14 protein-coding genes are annotated in these 17,615 nt (G+C 71.8%); 6 read left to right on the forward strand and 8 right to left on the reverse strand.

Annotation, left to right across the window (positions count from 1 at the left end):
• Nucleotides 1-59 precede the first annotated feature (59 nt).
• The 3 genes from ACFHWY_RS07000 to ACFHWY_RS07010 are packed head-to-tail and all read left to right on the forward strand — an operon-like array spanning nt 60 to nt 4,099.
• The gene (locus tag ACFHWY_RS07000) at nt 60-1,526 is read left to right on the forward strand and encodes a lipopolysaccharide biosynthesis protein (RefSeq protein ID WP_416579263.1); all 1,467 of its coding nucleotides are present in this window, start codon (nt 60-62) and stop codon (nt 1,524-1,526) included.
• A 6-nt stretch (nt 1,527-1,532) separates the two neighbouring features.
• Nucleotides 1,533-2,909, forward strand: coding sequence for a glycosyltransferase (locus tag ACFHWY_RS07005; protein ID WP_416579264.1), 1,377 nt, complete (start codon nt 1,533-1,535; stop codon nt 2,907-2,909).
• Nucleotides 2,906-4,099 (forward strand): glycosyltransferase family 4 protein, encoded by a 1,194-nt coding sequence (locus ACFHWY_RS07010; protein WP_416579265.1) that lies wholly within the window; start codon nt 2,906-2,908, stop codon nt 4,097-4,099. The genes ACFHWY_RS07005 and ACFHWY_RS07010 overlap by 4 nt, the downstream gene beginning before the upstream one ends.
• Before the next feature lie 46 nt (nt 4,100-4,145).
• Here ACFHWY_RS07010 and ACFHWY_RS07015 read toward each other — a convergent pair whose 3' ends face one another.
• The 3 genes from ACFHWY_RS07015 to ACFHWY_RS07025 form a co-directional block, all read right to left on the reverse strand.
• On the reverse strand, nt 4,146-5,129 hold the full coding sequence (locus ACFHWY_RS07015; protein ID WP_416579266.1) for an LCP family protein: 984 nt from the start codon (nt 5,127-5,129) through the stop codon (nt 4,146-4,148).
• A gap of 142 nt (nt 5,130-5,271) precedes the next feature.
• On the reverse strand, nt 5,272-5,475 hold the full coding sequence (locus ACFHWY_RS07020) for a hypothetical protein (RefSeq protein ID WP_416579267.1): 204 nt from the start codon (nt 5,473-5,475) through the stop codon (nt 5,272-5,274).
• A 1,582-nt stretch (nt 5,476-7,057) separates the two neighbouring features.
• Nucleotides 7,058-8,098 carry an App1 family protein gene (locus ACFHWY_RS07025; RefSeq protein ID WP_416579268.1) on the reverse strand — a complete coding sequence of 347 codons (1,041 nt, stop codon included), beginning with the start codon at nt 8,096-8,098 and terminating at the stop codon, nt 7,058-7,060.
• 219 nt (nt 8,099-8,317) lie between these two features.
• Here ACFHWY_RS07025 and yaaA point away from each other — a divergent pair, with 219 nt between their 5' ends.
• The 3 genes from yaaA to ACFHWY_RS07040 all read left to right on the forward strand — a co-directional run bounded on the left by yaaA (nt 8,318) and on the right by ACFHWY_RS07040 (nt 10,950).
• Nucleotides 8,318-9,112 (forward strand): peroxide stress protein YaaA, encoded by a 795-nt coding sequence (yaaA, locus tag ACFHWY_RS07030; protein WP_416579269.1) that lies wholly within the window; start codon nt 8,318-8,320, stop codon nt 9,110-9,112.
• Between the two features lie 98 nt (nt 9,113-9,210).
• Nucleotides 9,211-9,900 (forward strand): hypothetical protein, encoded by a 690-nt coding sequence (locus ACFHWY_RS07035; protein WP_416579270.1) that lies wholly within the window; start codon nt 9,211-9,213, stop codon nt 9,898-9,900.
• A gap of 78 nt (nt 9,901-9,978) precedes the next feature.
• Entirely contained in the window at nt 9,979-10,950 is a 972-nt protein-coding gene (locus ACFHWY_RS07040) for a TAXI family TRAP transporter solute-binding subunit (RefSeq protein WP_416579271.1), read from the forward strand.
• Between the two features lie 64 nt (nt 10,951-11,014).
• Here the strand turns inward: ACFHWY_RS07040 and ACFHWY_RS07045 are convergent, their stop codons facing one another.
• The 5 genes from ACFHWY_RS07045 to ACFHWY_RS07065 form a co-directional block, all read right to left on the reverse strand.
• The gene (locus ACFHWY_RS07045) at nt 11,015-12,409 is read right to left on the reverse strand and encodes an ATP-binding protein (RefSeq protein ID WP_416579272.1); all 1,395 of its coding nucleotides are present in this window, start codon (nt 12,407-12,409) and stop codon (nt 11,015-11,017) included.
• Nucleotides 12,410-12,418: 9 nt separating this feature from the next.
• A complete protein-coding gene (locus tag ACFHWY_RS07050) occupies nt 12,419-13,075 on the reverse strand; it encodes a response regulator transcription factor (protein ID WP_416579273.1) in 657 nt (218 codons plus the stop codon).
• Between the two features lie 79 nt (nt 13,076-13,154).
• Complete coding sequence (locus ACFHWY_RS07055; protein ID WP_416579274.1) at nt 13,155-13,466, reverse strand: hypothetical protein; 312 nt, start codon at nt 13,464-13,466, stop codon at nt 13,155-13,157.
• 125 nt (nt 13,467-13,591) lie between these two features.
• Nucleotides 13,592-15,337, reverse strand: coding sequence for a CDP-glycerol glycerophosphotransferase family protein (locus ACFHWY_RS07060; protein WP_416579275.1), 1,746 nt, complete (start codon nt 15,335-15,337; stop codon nt 13,592-13,594).
• A gap of 105 nt (nt 15,338-15,442) precedes the next feature.
• The coding region (locus tag ACFHWY_RS07065; RefSeq protein WP_416579276.1) for a DUF6077 domain-containing protein at nt 15,443-17,615 on the reverse strand (2,173 nt) is incomplete at its 5' end.

A 17,615-nucleotide genomic window follows, 5' to 3' on the forward strand; every position in this document is an offset into this window, starting at 1 on the left:
TGCCCGCAACGACCGCCGTCGCCGCTGGACCGCCGACACCCACCCGCGGGTAGAAACCGATGAGCGGTCGACACACCATCCGAGGAGACCGGCCACCAACCCCGGACCCGGGCGTCAAGCCCGCGGTGAGTGGGCCGGACGGCTCGTCCTCGATCGCCGTCGACGAATCCGACGCCGGGCAGGTTGGCGGGCACCCGCCCGGCAGTAGCCGTGCCTGGGGAATCGCCTCCTGGATAGCCACCGCCGTGCTCGGGCGCGTGGTCAGCGCGATCGTGCCCTTGGCGCTGATCCCGGTGACACTGGCGTACCTCGGCCCGGATCTCTACGGGCTGTGGATGGCCGTGATCGCCCTGACCGGGATGGCCGCCTTCGCCGACCTGGGACTCGGAAACGGGCTGCTCACCCGGCTGGCACCGTGTTGTGCCAGCGGTGACGACCACCTGGGTCGGCGATACGTCAGCAGCGCGTACGCGATGGTGTCGGCGATCGCACTGGCCGGCTGCGCGGTGCTCTGGCTCGGTGCCGGCCTGGTTCCGTGGCGGGCCGTCTTCAACGCGCCGGACTCGATCTCGCCCGCCGACGCTCGGGCGCTGACCCTCACCTGCCTGACGGCGTTCCTGCTGAACATGCCCCTCTCCCTGGTCAACCGGGTCCAGTTCGCATACCGGATGGGGGCGAGAAGCAACCTGTGGCAGGCAGCCGGGTCGGCGTCGTCGTTGCCGCTGGCGCTCGGCGCCGTGCACGCCGAACTGCCCGCCGCCGTGGTGGTCGCCGCCGCCGTCACCGGACCGGTGCTGGTCAACCTGGTCAACACCTGCTGGACCTTCGGTCGGCGGCTGCCCGGCCTGGCACCGACGTGGGGCGCCCTCGATCCGGCCACCGGCCGGGGGCTGCTGCGGATCAGCGGCCTGTTCGGTGTCGTCACGGTCCTGATGACGGTCGCCGACAACGCGGACAGTCTGATCATCGCGCACACCCGAGGGCTGTCCGAGGTCACGGCCTACGCGGTCCCGGCCCGGCTGTTCACCCAACTCGGCGTGATCGTGATGCTGGTGAACCAGCCGTTCTGGCCGGCACACGGCGAGGCCCTCGCAGCCGGGCGGGTGACCTGGGTGCGGCGTACCGCACGACGGATGACGCTGGTGTCCACGGCGATCGTCCTGCTTCCGGCGGCGGCCCTGGTGCTCTGGGGGGAATGGCTGTTCACGACCTGGTTGCCGGTGCCGCTGCTGGGTGACCGCTGGCTCCTGCCCGGCCTGGCCGCGTGGTGGCTGATCGTGGCGGCCACGTCTCCGGTCTTCATGGTGCAGAACGCGGCCGGAGTGGTCCGCCCGCAACTGGTCGGCTACGCGGCGTACCTGGGCCTGTCGCTGGTCGGCAAGTGGTACGGCGCGACGCACTTCGGCATCTCCGCCGTGCCGTACGTCGGCGCGGCCTGTTACCTGCTCACGGTGGTGCCGGCGGCGCTGCACGGCTACCGCCGCGCGCTCACGGCCCACGCATCCGCACCGACGGTCGAAAGGTGATTCGCGATGACACATCCACGTGACGAGTTCTCCGAGACAGGGAAGTTTCCGAAGGTCCTGGTGGTCGGGCATCTGCCGTTCGATCGTTCCACCGGCACCACGATCACCCTGTCCAACCTGTTCCACGGCTGGCCGAAGGACCGGCTGGCGCAGATCTACACCTCTGCAGGCGAACCGTCGGCGGAGGTGTGCGAGAACTTCCTGCACTTTCCGCCACGGGAGCACTACCCGCGACCGCAGTATCTCGCGCTACGGATGCTGGGGTGGAACGGCAGCGGCCCGGTGCAGGGCATTCCGGCGATCGCCGCGGTCCGCGACGCCGCCGACCGACGCTCCGCCCTCGCCGCCGTCTACCCGCACCTCGTCGCCCTGGGCGACCTCAGCCCGCTGCACCTGCCGCCACGAATCGTGCGCTGGCTCCAGGAGTACCGGCCCGACGTGGTCTACTCCATGCTCGGCAGTGTCCGGCTGACCCGACTGGCCACCCGCGCCGCGCAGCTCTGCGGGGTGCCGCTGATCCCACACTTCACCGACGACTGGCCGGCGACGTTGTACTCACGCCGTGAGCTGGGTGGCCTTGCGCGGCGGCGGCTCCACGCGGCGGTCGACGGGCTCATCGGGCTCGCTCCGGCCGGCATGGTCATCAGCGAGCCCATGGCCGAGGTGTACCAGCGCCGCTACGGAATTCCCTTCGAGGTGTTCGCGAACTCGGTGGATGCCGACTTCTTCGCGATTGCGCAGGACGGATCCACCAGCCGGGATCGGCCGGTGACGAACCTCGTCTACGTCGGCGCGCTCCACCTGGGGCGTTGGCGGTCGCTGCGCACCATCGCGGCGAGCGCCGCGGCGATCAGCGCAGCCGGGGCCAACCAGGTCCGGCTCACCCTGCACTGCCCGACCGAGGACGCCGAACGCTATCGGGGGGCCTTCACCGGGCACCCGGGCGTGGAGTTCGGGCGGTCGCTCGCCAGTCACGAGGTGCCCGGCGTGCTCGCCGCCGCCGACATCCTCGTGCACGTCGAGAGCTTCGCCGAGGACACCCGGCGGTACACGCGGTACTCGGTGTCGACGAAAATTCCCCAGTACCTTGCCGCCGGCCGGCCCATCTTCGGTCACGGTCCGGCCGAACTCGCCTCGATGTCCCACATCCGTGCGGCCAACGCCGGGGTCGTCGTCGGCGTACCGGACACGGACCTGGTCACCGAAGAGCTGTGGAAGTTGAGCCTCGACTCGTCCTCGGCACAGGCGTTCGGGCGTAACGGCCGGGCCCACGCGGAGCGTCACCATCGCCGGGAACGGGTGGCGGTGCGGTTCGCCGACGTGCTCCGCACGGCCGCGGGACGGGCCTGGTCACGGACAGCCGAGACGGCGCGACGATCGTGAGACGCACCCAAGAGTGGATAGCGTGCGTCGGCCCCTTCCTGTTTCCCTGGGGTGAACCCGGCTCGCGACGCGTGTTCGGGCTCGTCGGGTCCCTGGCGGCCGCCGGTCGGCACGTGGTGGTGGCCAGTGGTGACGCCCAGCCGGGCGTCCCGACTCCGATGCCGGTCTTCGACGGGCCGGGATCGGTGTCCTACGTGGGACTCGGTGAGGCGCCAGCAGCCGACGCGGGACTGCTCCACGCGTCGGCGCGGACGTTCGTCACCTGGGGCCTACGTACGGTTCGCTGGCTGGACGCACAGCCGACGAAGCCGTCTCACGTGCTGATCCACGGAGGACAGGCACAGTATGCCTACCGGCTGAGGCGCTGGTGTGCGCGTCACCGGGTGCCGGTGGTGGCCGACGTGGTGGACTGGTACAACGGGCGATACGTCCGGGGTGGCCCTCTCGGCCCGCTGCACGTCAGCATGAAGCTGGCGCTGCGGCACCAATATCCACGGTGCGACGGGATCATCGCCATCAGCTCGATGCTGGCGACGCACTACGGCGCACGGACCGACGCCGTCATCCAGATCCCACCCACGCTGGACGTGCGGAACCTTCCCCTCACCGCGGCTCCGTCCCGACGAGGCCCCGCCCTGGTCCTCGTGTACGCGGGCAACCCCGGAAGGAACAACAAGGACCTGCTCGCCAACGTGGTGCTCGCCGTACGGCGGGCGCACCACACGGAGGCTCCGATCGAACTCCGCATCCTCGGTCCGTCCAGTGACGAGGTACGCGCCATGGTCGGCGGGCCGCTGCCGGACAACGTGCGGGCGCTGGGACGGTTGGCGCAGCAGGAGGTCCCACACGCGGTGCAACAGGCGGACTTCAGCGTGCTGCTGCGGCGGCCGGAGCGCGCCTCGAACGCGGGATTCTCCACCAAGTTCTGTGAGAGCATGGCCAACGGGGTTCCGGTGCTCGCGAACCTGACCAGCGACATGGGCCAGTACCTCCACCACGGGGTGGAGGGGCTGGTCTGTCCTGACCATTCGGTCAGCAGTCTGGCGGAGACGATCCGCGTCGCAGCCCGGCTCGACGGGCGGGACCGGGCACTGCTCCGGCTGGCGGCCCGGGAGCGGGCACTCAAGTCGTTCGACTACCGCGCGTACGCCGCCGCTATCGGCACCTTCTTCGACGGCCTGCGCGACTGACCCGCCGCGTCGGTCGCCGCCGGCCCGCGCGCGGGCAGCCGGGCCGTCACTGCGGGTTCTCTGCCAGCCACCGGTCCATCTCGTCGCGACTGATCGCCGCATACAGTTCGGCGGCGGCGGTACGGTCGGGCAGGACGACACTCTGGTCACCGATCATGCCGACACCGGCCGAAGGACTGGTGAGCGCGATCAGCCGGTCGGCCCTGATCTGCCGCAGCCGCCACACGATGTCCGGAATCACCAGATCCGCATCGACTTGCACGGCACCCGCGACGGTGCGGAGGAAGCGGTCGAGCCGGAACGGTTCGGCCAGGATGCCCTTGCGGGTCACCTCCTGTAGTACCGCGGTGACGATCGCCTGCTGATGGCGGATCCGGCTGAAGTCACCGTCGGCGAACTGGTGGCGTTCGCGGGCGTACTCGAGCGCGACGGCACTGTTCATCCGGTGCGTGCCCGATCGGAAGACGGCACCGCCCGCGGCCAGGGAGATGAACGTCTCGTCGACGGTGACCTCCACCCCGTCCAGCGCGTCGATGATCCGACCGAACCCGGCGAAGTCCACGACGACCACATGGTCGATCCGGATACCGGTGAACTCCTCGACGGTGCGGACGAGCAGGGGCGCACCGCCCCAGGCGTACGCGGCGTTGATCTTAGAAGACCTCGGCGATTCCGCCGCGTCGGTGGGGGGGATGCTGACCCAGGTGTCGCGGGGGATCGAAACGAGGTGCGCCCGGTCCATAGTGGATGGCACGTTGACCAGGATGATGTTGTCGCTGCGCGACGATGCGCCCGGCGCGTCAGCCTGGTCCGCGCCGATCACGAGGAGGTTGAGCGCCTCGTCCGGCGACGGTCGTTGCTCGGCGGGAACATGGTCGAAGATGTCCACCCTCTCGACTCCGGAGTCGAGTGACCGGACGTAGAGCCAACTGCCGGCACCGAGGCTGGTGACCAGGAGAATCAGGACTCCGACCACCGCACCGGCCCGGGTCCAACGGTTGTTGATCGAGTTGAGCGGTGGAAGTCTCACCGGACAGTTCCCCCTCCGACACCACCCGCCCGCCCGCTACGTCGCCGCCACCAGCGCCGACGACGGGACCACCGGTCAGGGGCAGGCGTCCGGCCGAGCCGAATCGGACAGCTCGTCGCTCCAGGGAGGTTCCGGGAGACCTTCACAGCACCAGACCCGGCTCGCGGAGGGCCAACTGGCACATGGCCAGGGCCAGATTTCCGACCCTGCAGGAGCGGGCCTTGTGGATGAACACATCACCGGGCAACGCGCGGGTGAACGCCTGTTCCACCAACCGCACCGAGTCCCCGAACGAGCCGGTGCCGCCCGTGACGAGCACTGTCGCGTCGGACTCCAGAAACGTCATCGAGATCCTTCCCACGCCATCGATCCGCCACAGCGGCCGGTCCATACCTCAGCTAAGAACTACCGGACTATGGGGCGTAAGGCGGACAAAAGACCAAAATAGTGAATTAGGATGGGTTCTTCGCTGGCCAGGCGACGTCGTGCCACGACAGGTCCGTGGTCCCGCCCATACGACGCGCTCGCCGCTGACCGCCTCTCCCGCGGACGGGCGTACAGCGGCGCGAGGCCGACCGGAAGGTGCTGAAGGTGACACCCGTGAACGCGAGGCAGAGTTCGGACCCACAGCCTCACCGACAGGAAACCGACATCTCCTCGTCCGTACCGCGGAGGCCGTGGCTCCCGCTGGTTCTGGCGCTGTGCTGGATGCTCGGGACCTTCGGCGCCTTCTGGTTGACCGGTCTGGGATTACGGGTTCCCGACAAGGAACAGCTGTGCGTCTTCGTGCTGAGCGCCGCAGGCCTGTTCGCCCTCGGATATGCCGTCCAGGTCTGGCGTTGGCCGGCAACAGGATCGCGCCCCACGAGACCGACCCACTTCGTTCGGGTGCGGCGCCTGCTGATCACCGGTGCCGGCTACTACATCGTGCTGAGCGTCGTCGGGATGACGGCGCTCGGGGCGACCAGCCCGGGCAGTCTCTGGGCGAACGTGCGGGATCCCGCCGGCGCGTACCTGCACAAGTTGGAGGCGTACGACCAAGGCATCGGCCAGGGCAACACAGTCCTGTCACTACTGGCTCTACTTGGTGTCTTCGGCACCACACTGATGCCGCTTCTCGTCGTCTACTGGCGCCGCCTGTCCTGGCCGACCCGGCTGCTCGGCCTGCTCGGCCTCGTCCTGCACGTGACCTCCTACCTCTACCTCGGCACGCTCAAAGGTCTCGGGGACGTCGCCGTCATGCTGGCGGCGGGCCTGCTCATCGTCGCCGTCAGCCCGGGCCGTCGCGCGAGAGCCCAGCGCGGCACCGCGGTCGCGGTCGGTGTGTCGATCGCCGTCGCCTTCGTCGCCTACATGGTCTTCAGCCAAGCGGCCCGGATGAACGAGTTCGGCACGAGCACCATGGTCAAGGCCGATCCGGCCGTGGTGAGCCTGGCCGGCCCGAAGATAGCCCACGGGCTCGCCGCGGTGCTGTTCTACCCGACCCACGGCTACCTCGGCCTGGCGTACAACCTGCAGGTGCCCTTCGAATGGTCCCACGGCCTCGGCACCGCGCCCGCCGCGACGATCCTCGCCGAGGAGTCGTTCGGCGCGGATGCCTCGGCGCACCCCAGCTACCCGGTGCGCACGGAGAGCGCCACCGGCTGGCCGGCCGGGCTGTACTGGGCGACGATCTACCCGTGGTTGGCCTCCGACCTCACGTTCCCCGGCGCCGCGCTCTTCATGGGTCTGGTCGGTTGGCTATTCGCCCGGGTCTGGCTGGAGGCGACCACCTCGCGGCGGGTCCTACCATTGCTGATCTTCGCGCAGCTGTGGATCCTCATCGCGTACCTGCCGGCGAACAACCAGCTCGGCATGTCCCCGGATTCCTTCATCGGAACGATCACCCTCGTGGCGCTGTACCTGGCCCGGCTGGGGCACCGCGACCGTCACACGAGGTCCGCCGCGCGCAGCAGCGTCCACAGACCGGCCCCGTCCGGCGCGGAGAGCCACTTCTGCCCCACCGGCCCGGTCGACGACCGGCCGGCCGGTGCCGGCAGGGTGCCGGCAAGCACCGCCTGGGTGGGCGAGAGCCGGCGGATCGCCACGCCGGCGACGCTGTCCGGGTTCGCTGCGGCGAACTCCCGGTAGATCTCCTGGTCGTGCTGGCCGTCGTCGCCGACGAGCAGCCAGCGCACCTCGGGGAACTCCTTGGCCAGCCGGTCCAGGGTGGCCCGCTTGTGTTCCCGGCCGCTGCGGAACCAGCGGTCGTGGGTGGGCCCCCAGTTGGTCAGCAGCAGCGGCCCGGCCGGGTAGAGGTGCCGGGACAGGAACCTGGTCAGCGTCGGGGCGACGTTCCACGCCCCAGTGGAGAGGTAGAACACCGGGGCACCGGGGTGAGCGGTGACCAGCCGCTCGTAGAGCACCGCCATGCCGGGCACCGCCGCCCGGGCGTGCTCGTCGAGGACAAAGGTGTTCCAACCGGCGAGCAGTGGACGCGGCAGCGCCGTCACCATGACCGTGTCGTCGATGTCGGAGACGACCCCGAAGCGGACTTCCGGGTCCAGGATGCGGACCGGGGCCTCGACCGGCTCGGCGTCCGGCACGGAGAGCCGCACCGAGCCCCAGCCGGGCGGCAGTTCCGCCTCGACCACGGTGTCGACGAAGCCGCTGCGGTCCGCCTGCGTGTCGTGGCGTACCCCGCCGGTCTCGATCGTGACGGTGACGTGCTTCGCCGGCAGGGTGGCGAAGCTGCGCCAGCCCCGGACCTTCTCCAGCCGGCCCCGCTGGCGGGTGTCGGGGCGACCCAACAGCACCCGACACATCACCCGTACCCAGCCGGGCGCACCGTAGCCGGTGTAGGCGATGATGTTGATCCGCCAACCGGTCCGTCGCAGCCTGCGTTCCACCAGGTGATGCACGGCGTCCTCGATCCGCGCGGCCCGGTGCAGATTGGTGACGGCCAGCTGGCCGGCGGGAGTGGGTGGCACGGGTGCAACCCTGCCACAGAGCGGCGACCTCGGCCACGCGAGCTGGGCCGAACCGCCGTTGGCGTCATGCCGCAGGGCAACCTGCGGTCGGGACGACGACAGGCGCGATGGTCGTACCACGAGCAGAAACGGCGGGACCACGCGGTGGCGGGCGCGGCTCGACCGGCCGGCGTTCATCGCGCTGCTGTGCCGCCTGCCGCCGTGGCGTTAGAGTCGCCCATGCTCATCCTGCTGCCGCCCTCGGAAGGCAAGGCCGACGCCGGCTCCGGTCGCCGGCTGGACCTGACCCGGCTGTCCCTGCCGGAGTTGAACCCGGTCCGCCAGGAACTGCTGACCACCCTGGTCGCGCTCAGCGACGAGCCGCCGGCGGAGGCGCTGGCCGCTCTCGGGCTCGGTGCCGGCCAGCACGGCGAGCTGCGGCGCAACGGCCGCCTGGAGCGGGTCGCCACCGCACCCGCCGGCCGGATCTACACCGGCGTGCTCTACGGGGCGCTCGATCTGGCCACCCTCCCGCCGCCGGCGCAGCGGGCGGCGCGACGGCAGGTGCTGGTCAGCTCCGGCCTGTGGGGGGCGGTACGCCTGACCGACCCGATTCCGCCGTACCGCTGCCCGATCGGGGCGCGGCTGCCCGGCATCGGTGGCCTGCCGGCGCGATGGCGCCGGGCGCTGGAGCCGGCGCTGACCGAGGCGGCCGGCAGCGGCCCGGTGCTGGACCTGCGGTCCGGGGCGTACGCGGCCGCCTGGACGCCCCGTGGCGAACTGGCGGACCGCACGGTGAACGTGCGGGTGCTGCACGAACGAAAGGTCGACGGCGTGCCGGTGCGGTCGGTGGTCAGCCACTTCAACAAGGCCACCAAGGGACGGTTGGTCCGTGAACTGCTGCTCGCCGACGTCCGGCCGCGCACCGCCGACGCGCTGCTGGCCGCGCTGCGGGACCTGAGGTACCTGGTGTGCGAGCAGGCGACCGCACCGGGCCGGCCCCGGCAGGTCGATCTGGTGGTTTCCGACCTGTAACCAGGCGCAAGATTTCCTCAAAGCTGGACCGGATCGGTACCACTGGCTGGGGCGACGGGTCACCGTAGACAGACCCGACGCCACGAGGAGGCCCTCCGGTGGTTGCCGAACCGATCCTGATCGACCAGAACCGCCCGCCGCCGGCACTTCCACCGTCGCCCCTGCCGCTGTTGGACTGGACGACCCTGGCCGACGCCTTCGAGGCGGCCTGCCTGCTGCGCTGCATGCCGCCCCCGGCAGCCCCCGGTCCACGGCACGCCGGGCGCCAGCCCGTCCGGCCGACGACAATCGAGTTCAACCGGGAGGAGGCGGCGCGGCGGACCCGGCAGTTGCTGGACCGCCTCGACATCCCGGTCCGGCACGAACTGGCCGTCGGTGGGCTGCGCCGCCGCTACGAGCTGCACCGGCTGCAGGTGCCGCGCGAGCACCGGCCGGCGTACGCGGCGATGGTGGAGAACGGTTGGCGCCGTGGCCGGCGGGAGCTGCTCGGCGGTCCGGTACCGGGCGCGTCCACGGCCCGTCGGCTGTGGCGCACCCGGCTGGCCGCCGCTGCCTGGCGGGCCGCCCTGCTGGCCGGCGGCCGGCACGTGCGCCGGCACATCCTCGGCGTGCGGATCACCGACCGGGAACTCGCCGCCGTGCTGGTCCGCGGCGCCGCTCTGCTCGACGTGCCGGCGGAGCTGCGGGCCGGCACCGGCTGCTTTCTGGTCAGTGTGGCGCAGGGCCCCGACCGGGACCGGATCCTGCGGCACGCCGCCGAGGAGGCGGTGCACCGCCCGGTGGGCTGACCACCGGGCAGCGCGACCGCCGTCGTGCTCCGCCGCACCCAGGGCAGGGCTTGCGTCGCGGGGGTCCGGCGGCGCACAGTGCTGCCCGTGAGCCGTATCCGGTACAGCGCCCGAGCCCGGCGGCGCGGCGCCCGCGCGGCGCTCGCACTGACCGTGCTGCTGGCCCTGCCCGGCCTCGGTGCCTGCCGCGAGGACGACGGCGAGCCGGTGCTCATCCGCATCGCCACCGGCAGCCCCACTGCGGTCTACCACGCCTTCGGCGAGTCGCTGGCCGCCATCCTCAACCGGGAGTTGCCCCAGGTACGGGCCGAGGTGATGGTCACCGCCGCGTCGGCGGAGAACGTGCAGTTGCTGGGCGACGGCAAAGCCGAGTTCGGCTTCACCCAGGCTGACGTGCTGCCCGCCGATCCGGGCCCGGACCCGGCGGTGGTGGCGGTCGCCCGGGTCTACGACGATCTGCTGCACCTGGTCACCACCGCCAACAGCCCGGTACGGGCCCTGGCCGACCTGCGGGGGCGCCGGGTCTCGGTCGGTGCGGCCGGCTCGGGGACCGAGATCACGGTGAGCCGGCTCCTCCAGGTGGCCGAGCTGGACGGCCCGCCGGTGCACCAGCAGCGGCTCGGGCTGGACGATTCGGTGACCGCGCTACGCGCGGGTGAGATCGACGCCTTCTTCTTCTCCGGAGGGCTGCCGGTGCTCGCCGTCGACCAGTTGGCCCAGCAGACCCCCATCCGGATAGTCGGTCTCGGCGAGTGGACCGCACCGCTGCGGCTGAGGTACTCGGAGGTGTACGTGCCGCGGGACATCCCCCGCTCGGTCTACGGCATCGACCTGCTCACCACCGTCGCCAACCCCAACTATCTGCTGGTCCGGGCCGACCTGCCGGAGACGCTGGTCCGCGAGGTGACCCGGCTGCTGATGGAGCGACGTTCCGAGTTGGCCGCCGCTCATCCCGCGGCCGGCCGGATGAGCCCCCGCTCGGCCATCGCCACCCTCCCGCTCCCCCTGCACCCCGGCTCAGTGCACTACTACCGCGCCAGCAAACCCTGACCCCCCCCCACCGTCGATCTAGGGACAATCGTCGCTAGTCGATCTCCAGCGACGACGACAAGCCCTAGATCGACGCTGGGACGGGGGGTGCGGGGGGCGGGGGGAACCAGAGGGCGGCTATCAGGCCACGGGGCGAGTTCGGGTGCATGGTGAGCCGGCCGTCGGAGGCGTCGACCAGTACGGCGGCGATCGTCAGGCCGAGGCCGGCGCCGTCGACGTTCTGCACCTCCGGCGCCCGCCAGAACCGTTCGGTGGCCCGGCCGAGCTGGCTGCGGGTCATCCCCGGGCCGGTGTCGAGCACCTCCAGCGCGACTCCGCTGTCGCGGGCCGCCACGGTCACCGTAACCTCACCGCCCGCCCCACTGAACTTCACCGCGTTGTCGATCAACGCGTCGAGTGCCTGGTCGATCGCGGTCGGTACGGTCAGGGCGTACACCGGCTCCGGGTCGGCCGACAGGCGCAGCGCGACCGACCGGTGGCGGGCCAGCGGCCTCCAGGCCGCGACCCGGGACGCCGCGGTGGCCCGCGCGTCGACGGTGACCCGCTGGTTCTCCTGGCGTTCGGCCCGGGCCAGGGTGAGCAGCGCGTCGAGCAGCAGCGCCAGCCGGTCGGTCTCCTCCAGTGCCAGCTGGTGCTCGGCGCGACCCTGCTCGTCGGTCACACTCGGCCCCAGCTCCTCCACCCGCAGCCGCAGCGCGGTCAACGGATTACGCAGTTGGTGGCTGGCGTGCGCGACGAAGGCACGCTGCCGGTCCATCACGTCGGAGACGACGTCGGCCATGTGGTTGAAGCTCGTCGCGAGGCGACGCAGCTCCGGCGGGCCCAGCCGGTGCTGCACCCGGGCACCACGGTCACCCTCGGCGATCTCGTGGGTGACCGCGTCCAGCTCGGTGACCGGGCGCAGCACCCAGCCGGCCAGCCCGAACGCGGTGAGCACGCAGGCCAGCACGGCGAGCAGCCCCAGCGCGACGACCAGCGTCCACCAGGTGGCGACGGTACGGCGAACCCCGTCAGACGGGGTGGCCGTGATCACCGCGCCGAGCACCTCGCCGCCGTCGTTGATCGGCACCGCCACCACGATCTGGCCGTCGAGCCACGGCCAGACCGCGTCGGGCCGGCTCGTCTGCTGGCCGGACAGGGCGATCTCCAGCGCCTCGCGGGTGCCCGGCGGCGGCTGCCAGCCCAGCGAGGGTGCCACCACCCGCCCGTCCCGGTCCACCACGGCCGCGCCGATTCCGTACAACTCGTGGTAGCTGTCCAGTTCGTTGGTGAGCGGGCCGATCGTGCCGCCCCGCAACGCCGGCCCGGCCAGCGACGCGAACCGGGTGGCGTCGGCGAGCCGGTCGGCACGGACCCGCTCGGTCTCCCGGGTTGTCAGCGTCACCGCCAACGGCGTACCCAGGGCCACCACCACCAGCACCATCAGCAGCAGATAGCTGATCACCAGGCGCCGTCGCATCGTGGGCGCTCACTCGCCCCGGAGCCGGTAGCCGACCCCCCGGACGGTCTCCACCAGCCGCGGGTCACCGAGCTTGCCGCGCAGCGACCCGACATGCACCTCGACGGTGTGCCGGTCGGTGAAGGTGGTGCCCCAGGCATCGAGCAGGATCCGATCACGCGGCACCGCGACGCCGGGTTGCCGGGCCAGCGAGAGCAGGACGTCGAACTCCTTGCGGGTCAGCGACACCGACCTGCCGGCCACGGTGACGGTGCGGGCAGCCACGTCGATGTGCACCGGCCCGGCCTCGATCTGGTTGCGTTCCGGTGCGGCGTGCGACGCCCGCCGCAGCACCGCCTCGATGCGCGCCTGCAGCTCCACCATCGAGAAGGGCTTGACCACGTAGTCGTCCGCGCCGAGCCGCAGGCCGAGCACCCGGTCCCGTTCCTCGCCGCGGGCGGTCACCGCGATGATGCCGATCTGGCTGCTGCGCCGGCGCAACTCCCGGCACAGGTCGGTGCCGTCCCCGTCGGGCAGGGTCAGGTCGAGCAGCACCAGGTCGCAGGGGGCGGCGGCGAGGGCGGCGGCGGCGGTGGAGGCGTGTTCCACCTCGTACCCGCGCCGGGTCAACGCGGACGACAACGCGGCGGCCACCCGACGGTCGTCCTCGACCAGCAGGATGCGCACCCGGCCTCCCCCGTTAGGTCTGCTCCGCTGTCGCTAGATGGTGGCAGACAACCGGCGGGGTTGACAGGGCCGGGCGGGCTCAGAGCCCGAAGACCTCACCCGAGGTGCTGTCGCGCGCCCCGTCCACGAAACCCTTGAAGCTGGGATCCTCGTGGCTGGCCGGCACCGTGGTGACCACCTCGCCGGTGGCCTGGGTGACCGCGTCGACCAGTGACGGAAAGTCGATCTCGACGTCGGCGAGGGTGTCGTCGTCCGCCTCCGCCATGTTGATCACCTGTTGGACGTCCTCGGACGGCGTGTCGGGGTCGTCGGCCCAGTCGGCACCGGCGCGGTAACACTCGTCGTAGAGCGCCCGCTGGCTGTCGGACCAGTCCTCGTGATAGCTCTCCATCCCATCCCCCTCTCCGGCGGCCTGCCCTCCGAGCATGCCCGCCGGGGCCGCGGATCGGGCCGGTACGGACCAAAAGCGTTCCGGCGCGGCCCCGATAGCGGTGACTTGCGGCGCCGCGTCAACGATCAGCGCCGGCAGAGCCGCCCGACCTCCTCGACGAACCGGCCGAGCGGGTTCGCCTCGGCCGGGCCGAGCAGGTAGGTCCTCAGCTCCCGACGGGCCTCGGTCATCGGGTCGTTACCCGCCCGGGTCACCGCGACGATCTTCTCCACTTCTCCGCAGTCGCCGTCGAGCAGGTAGCCGGCCCGCGAGGTCGGGAAGGCCCGCCGGAACTCGTCGTCAGGCAGGCCGGCGGGATTGGTGACCACGTACGGCCGCTGGCTCTGCACGAAGTCGGAGACCACGCTGGACACGTCACTGACCAGCAGATCGCTCTGGTTGAAGCAGTCGAACAGCGCGGGCCCGGCTCCGGTGACCACCCGGTGCGCGGTCCCGTCCAGCTCGGTCGCGTCGACGTCCCCGCCGGCGCTTCGGATGCGCTGCACGATCCGGTCGTGCGCCGCCCTGGCCCGGCCGGACTGGCTCCCGGTCAGCGGGTGCGGCTTGTAGACAAGCCGGACCGCCGGCCGGATGGCCAGCAGACCGGCGACGATCCGATCACCCATCAGCACCACCGAGGTGTGGTACGGGTCGTCGGCGAGCCACCCCTCCCAGGTTGGCGCATAGAGCACGGTGAACGGGCGGTCGACGGACTCCGTGCCGGCGGCGTGTACGCCAGCCAGTTGCGGCCGACCGATCTCCACCACGTCGCAGTCGCGTACGCCGACACCGGCGCGGGCGTGCCGCTCGCGGCCAGCCGGACCGGCGACCCAGACCTCGTCGTAGACCCGGCAGAACGGGTTGACGCTGGCCGCCTTGTCGCTGTCGCCGTGACCGAGGAACACGTGCTTCATGCCCGGTTCGCGCAGCAGGTGGATGTTCTCACCGGCGTTGGCCGGGTAGAGGGCCGCCCGGATGCTGCTCTTGTCGAGGTTCATGAAATCGGCCCCGGACGGCACGCAGACCACCGGCAGCCGGAGGTCCGCCAGCGCGGGCAGGGCCTCCGGGTTTCGCAGGAACACCACCGCCGGCCGATCGAGCGCCTCGGTCGGGGTGAGCCACATGTTCGCCTGGTAGGCGTCCTTGGCCGGGCCGGCGAAGTACAGTGCCACTTCCGGGCGGTAGCTTGTCAGCCAGCGCTGCGCGGCCGACAGTCGGGTGCCGCGTCCCCTGCCGCGCAGCCAGGTCAGCGCGACGGTCCCGCCGACCACCGCGGCCAGCGCGAGGGCGACCGCGCCGGCCAACTGGACGGGCACCACCTCCCCGGCGACCGCCGCGACCACCGCCGCCGGTACGAGCGGCACGTTCACCCAGGGCAGCCGGTCACCGCTGAGGCCGCCGGTCCAGCTCGGCAGGCCGGGTGCTGGGGGTCGACCCAGGTCGACGTTGCGCACCAGCACCCCACCGTCGCGCCGGTCGATGATACGCCGGAACGCGCCGGCGAACACGGCGATCAGCCACACCGTGGCGGGCAGCAGAAGCAGCAACGTCAGCGCGCCACCGGCCACCGGCACCTCGGCGACGACCAGCAGCACCACCGACACGTCGCGGGCCAGCTGCCGGTAGCCGAGGCCGAGGCCGGCCTTGTCCATCAGGGTGGCGGTGGCCGGTGACCACCGCTGCGCGGCGAACTCGCCGAGCACCGCCGCCAGGCCGGCGACCGCGAAGACGGCCACCCAGCCGAGCGCGCCGGCGGCGAGCAGGAGCAGGTAGGTCGAGACCAGCAAGGCCCCACGCGCGGCCACACCGACGCGCAAAGTCAACGTGCCCAACGGGTAGCTCCCTAACGAGATCGATGGCCGGCGCCACGGTCCCGGCGTCGGCGCAGCTGCGACCTTAACGCGAAACATCGACGGGATGACGTCCGGGTGACGGCGCTACCCACGACGTAGGCAGGTCACCGAGTTCGGGTGGACGGGAGGGTCGGCGGACCGCTCGGCGAACTCGACGTAGCCGAGGCGCGCACCGGTCTGGCGGGCGTAGCGGTTCTGGTTGTAGACGCAGATCGTCCCCACGGCCAGCCGCTCCAGCGCCCCGGTCACCTCGTCCGGGGCCGGCCGGTGCGCGGCTGGGCCGCCGTTGGCGAACCGGGTCAGCAGCAACCGGTCCTGCGAGAACTGCGAGTTCAGGTCGTACTCGATCAGGAAGAAGTCCCGGGGCAGGACCACCCGCGTACGGGTGGTGAGAATCGGGATGGTCCGCATGATGCTGGCCGGCGCGAGCACGAGGCCGTCCGGGTGGTCGAGGTCCACGATGAACTGCCCGATGGCCTGCCGTTCGGTCCGGAGCTTCCAGGTCGGCTCGCCGTGCACCAGCACGCCGCTGCGCTCGTCCCACATTGGGACGGCGCGGCTGGCGAACGCGGCTACCATCGCCCCGGCCAGCACCAGACCGACCAGCGCCCGCACCGCCCGTATTCGGGTGGGCAGCCAGATGGTGCACAGCAGTCCGACCAACGCCGGCACCGCGAGCAGCCAGGGCACCCGCCAGAGCACCACCGAGACGCCGGTGAGCGCACTGAGCCACTCCAGAACCCCGGGCACCAGCAGCACGCTCAGCGTCAGCGCGCCACCGGCCGCAAGCAGCGCCGGAGTACGGCGTCGGGCCAGCAGCGGACCGCACCACAGGGCGAGCCCGCCGATCACACCCACGACGCCGATCTGGAACGTACGGCGATAGGTGTGTGCGGCGTCGTAGAAGTTGACGTCCGCGGCGGCCTCGCTGGCCGAGCCGAGGAGCAGCTGGCTGACCGCCACCGCGCCCACCGGGTACGCCAGCGCGGCGACGCCGACGGCGAGCGCCGACCTCCAGCGCCCCACCGCCAGCATCATCAGCGCCGCCCCGCCGACCAGCAGCGGCAACACGATCGCCGCCGTGGTGGTCAGCCCGGTCGCGGCGATCGACAACGCGACCACCAGCACCAGCCCGCGCCCGCGCCGGTCGTCGAACCAGCGGGTCAGGTAGAGCCACATCAACGGCACGGCCGCGGAGACGAACATCCCCTTGCCCTGGTACAGCCGGGGTAGGTGGAAGTTGCCCAGGGCCGCGTCCGGGCCGCAGACCAGTGCGAGGAAGGCGACGGCGACGGTGAAGGCGAGCACCGGACGTCGCGGTGCCCACGCCTGCACGAGCCGCCACAGCGCCAGCACGGCCAGCACCGCCATGATCGGCAGCAGGACGTACCAGGTCGCCGAGGCGGCGGGGATGCCGAGGAGGCGGGCCAGCGCTCCGGCGAGCACCTCGATGCTGGCGATCGGGGGCTGCGAGGCCATCGCCGGAAGGACGTCCTCGCTGAACAGGAAGTCGTTGAGCGCAACGGTGTCCCGCTCCGCCACCCATACCGACCGGCCCACGTAGTAGATGTCGTCGGGGGTGTTGCGGGCCAGGTGGAGCGAGCCGACCGCGGCCACCCCGGCGACCAGCAGCGCATACGCCGTCGGCCAACTGGCCGGCATCGCCGCTGCCGGACCGCTCGCCGCGGCGCCCCGCCAACTCCGCCGGGTCAGCAGCACCGCCCCGACTGCCGCCGTGGCCCCGGCCGAGGCCGGTACCCACCAGGACACGTCGGCGCCGGCCGGCGTCCCGGCCAGGCCGGCGGAGCTGGCCGCGCCGGTGCCGACCAGCAGGACCAGCGCCGTCCACCAACGCTGGGCGACCGGCATCCGGTCCGCGGCGCGCGGGGCTCCGCGGTCACGGTCCGCCGCCACGGCCTCAGCGGCTCCGCGGTCACGGTCCGCCGGATCCACGGCCGCACCAGCCCCGCCGGCCTCGCCGGTCGCCGTGGCCACCGCCACGCGGCGGCGTCGCCTCCGGGGGGCAAGCAGGGCGAGCAGGGCCAGCGCCGGACCGACCACCAGCCAGATCCGCAGGGTGAGGGACGGGGCGAGACCCAACGGCAGGGCGGCGTGGTAGAGCAGCGTCCAAGACGCGAACGCCAGTACGGCGCCATCGGTCAGCAGTACGGGCACCGCCCGGATCCGGCGTCGGCCGACGAACCGGCCGGCCGGTTCGTCGGCCGACGCCGGCACCGGTACGGCGATGGCGACGCTC

It is taken from the genome of Micromonospora sp. LOL_024, assembly GCF_048060415.1.
Classification (GTDB): Bacteria; Actinomycetota; Actinomycetes; order Mycobacteriales; family Micromonosporaceae; genus Micromonospora.

Coding starts and splice junctions, on each gene's coding strand:
- ACFHWY_RS07000 (WP_416579263.1), top strand. CDS start 60: ATGAGCGGTCGACACACCATCCGAGGAGACCGGCCACCAACCCCGGAC.
- ACFHWY_RS07005 (WP_416579264.1), top strand. CDS start 1,533: ATGACACATCCACGTGACGAGTTCTCCGAGACAGGGAAGTTTCCGAAG.
- ACFHWY_RS07020 (WP_416579267.1), bottom strand. CDS start 5,475: ATGACGTTTCTGGAGTCCGACGCGACAGTGCTCGTCACGGGCGGCACC.
- yaaA (WP_416579269.1), top strand. CDS start 8,318: ATGCTCATCCTGCTGCCGCCCTCGGAAGGCAAGGCCGACGCCGGCTCC.
- ACFHWY_RS07045 (WP_416579272.1), bottom strand. CDS start 12,409: ATGCGACGGCGCCTGGTGATCAGCTATCTGCTGCTGATGGTGCTGGTG.
- ACFHWY_RS07055 (WP_416579274.1), bottom strand. CDS start 13,466: ATGGAGAGCTATCACGAGGACTGGTCCGACAGCCAGCGGGCGCTCTAC.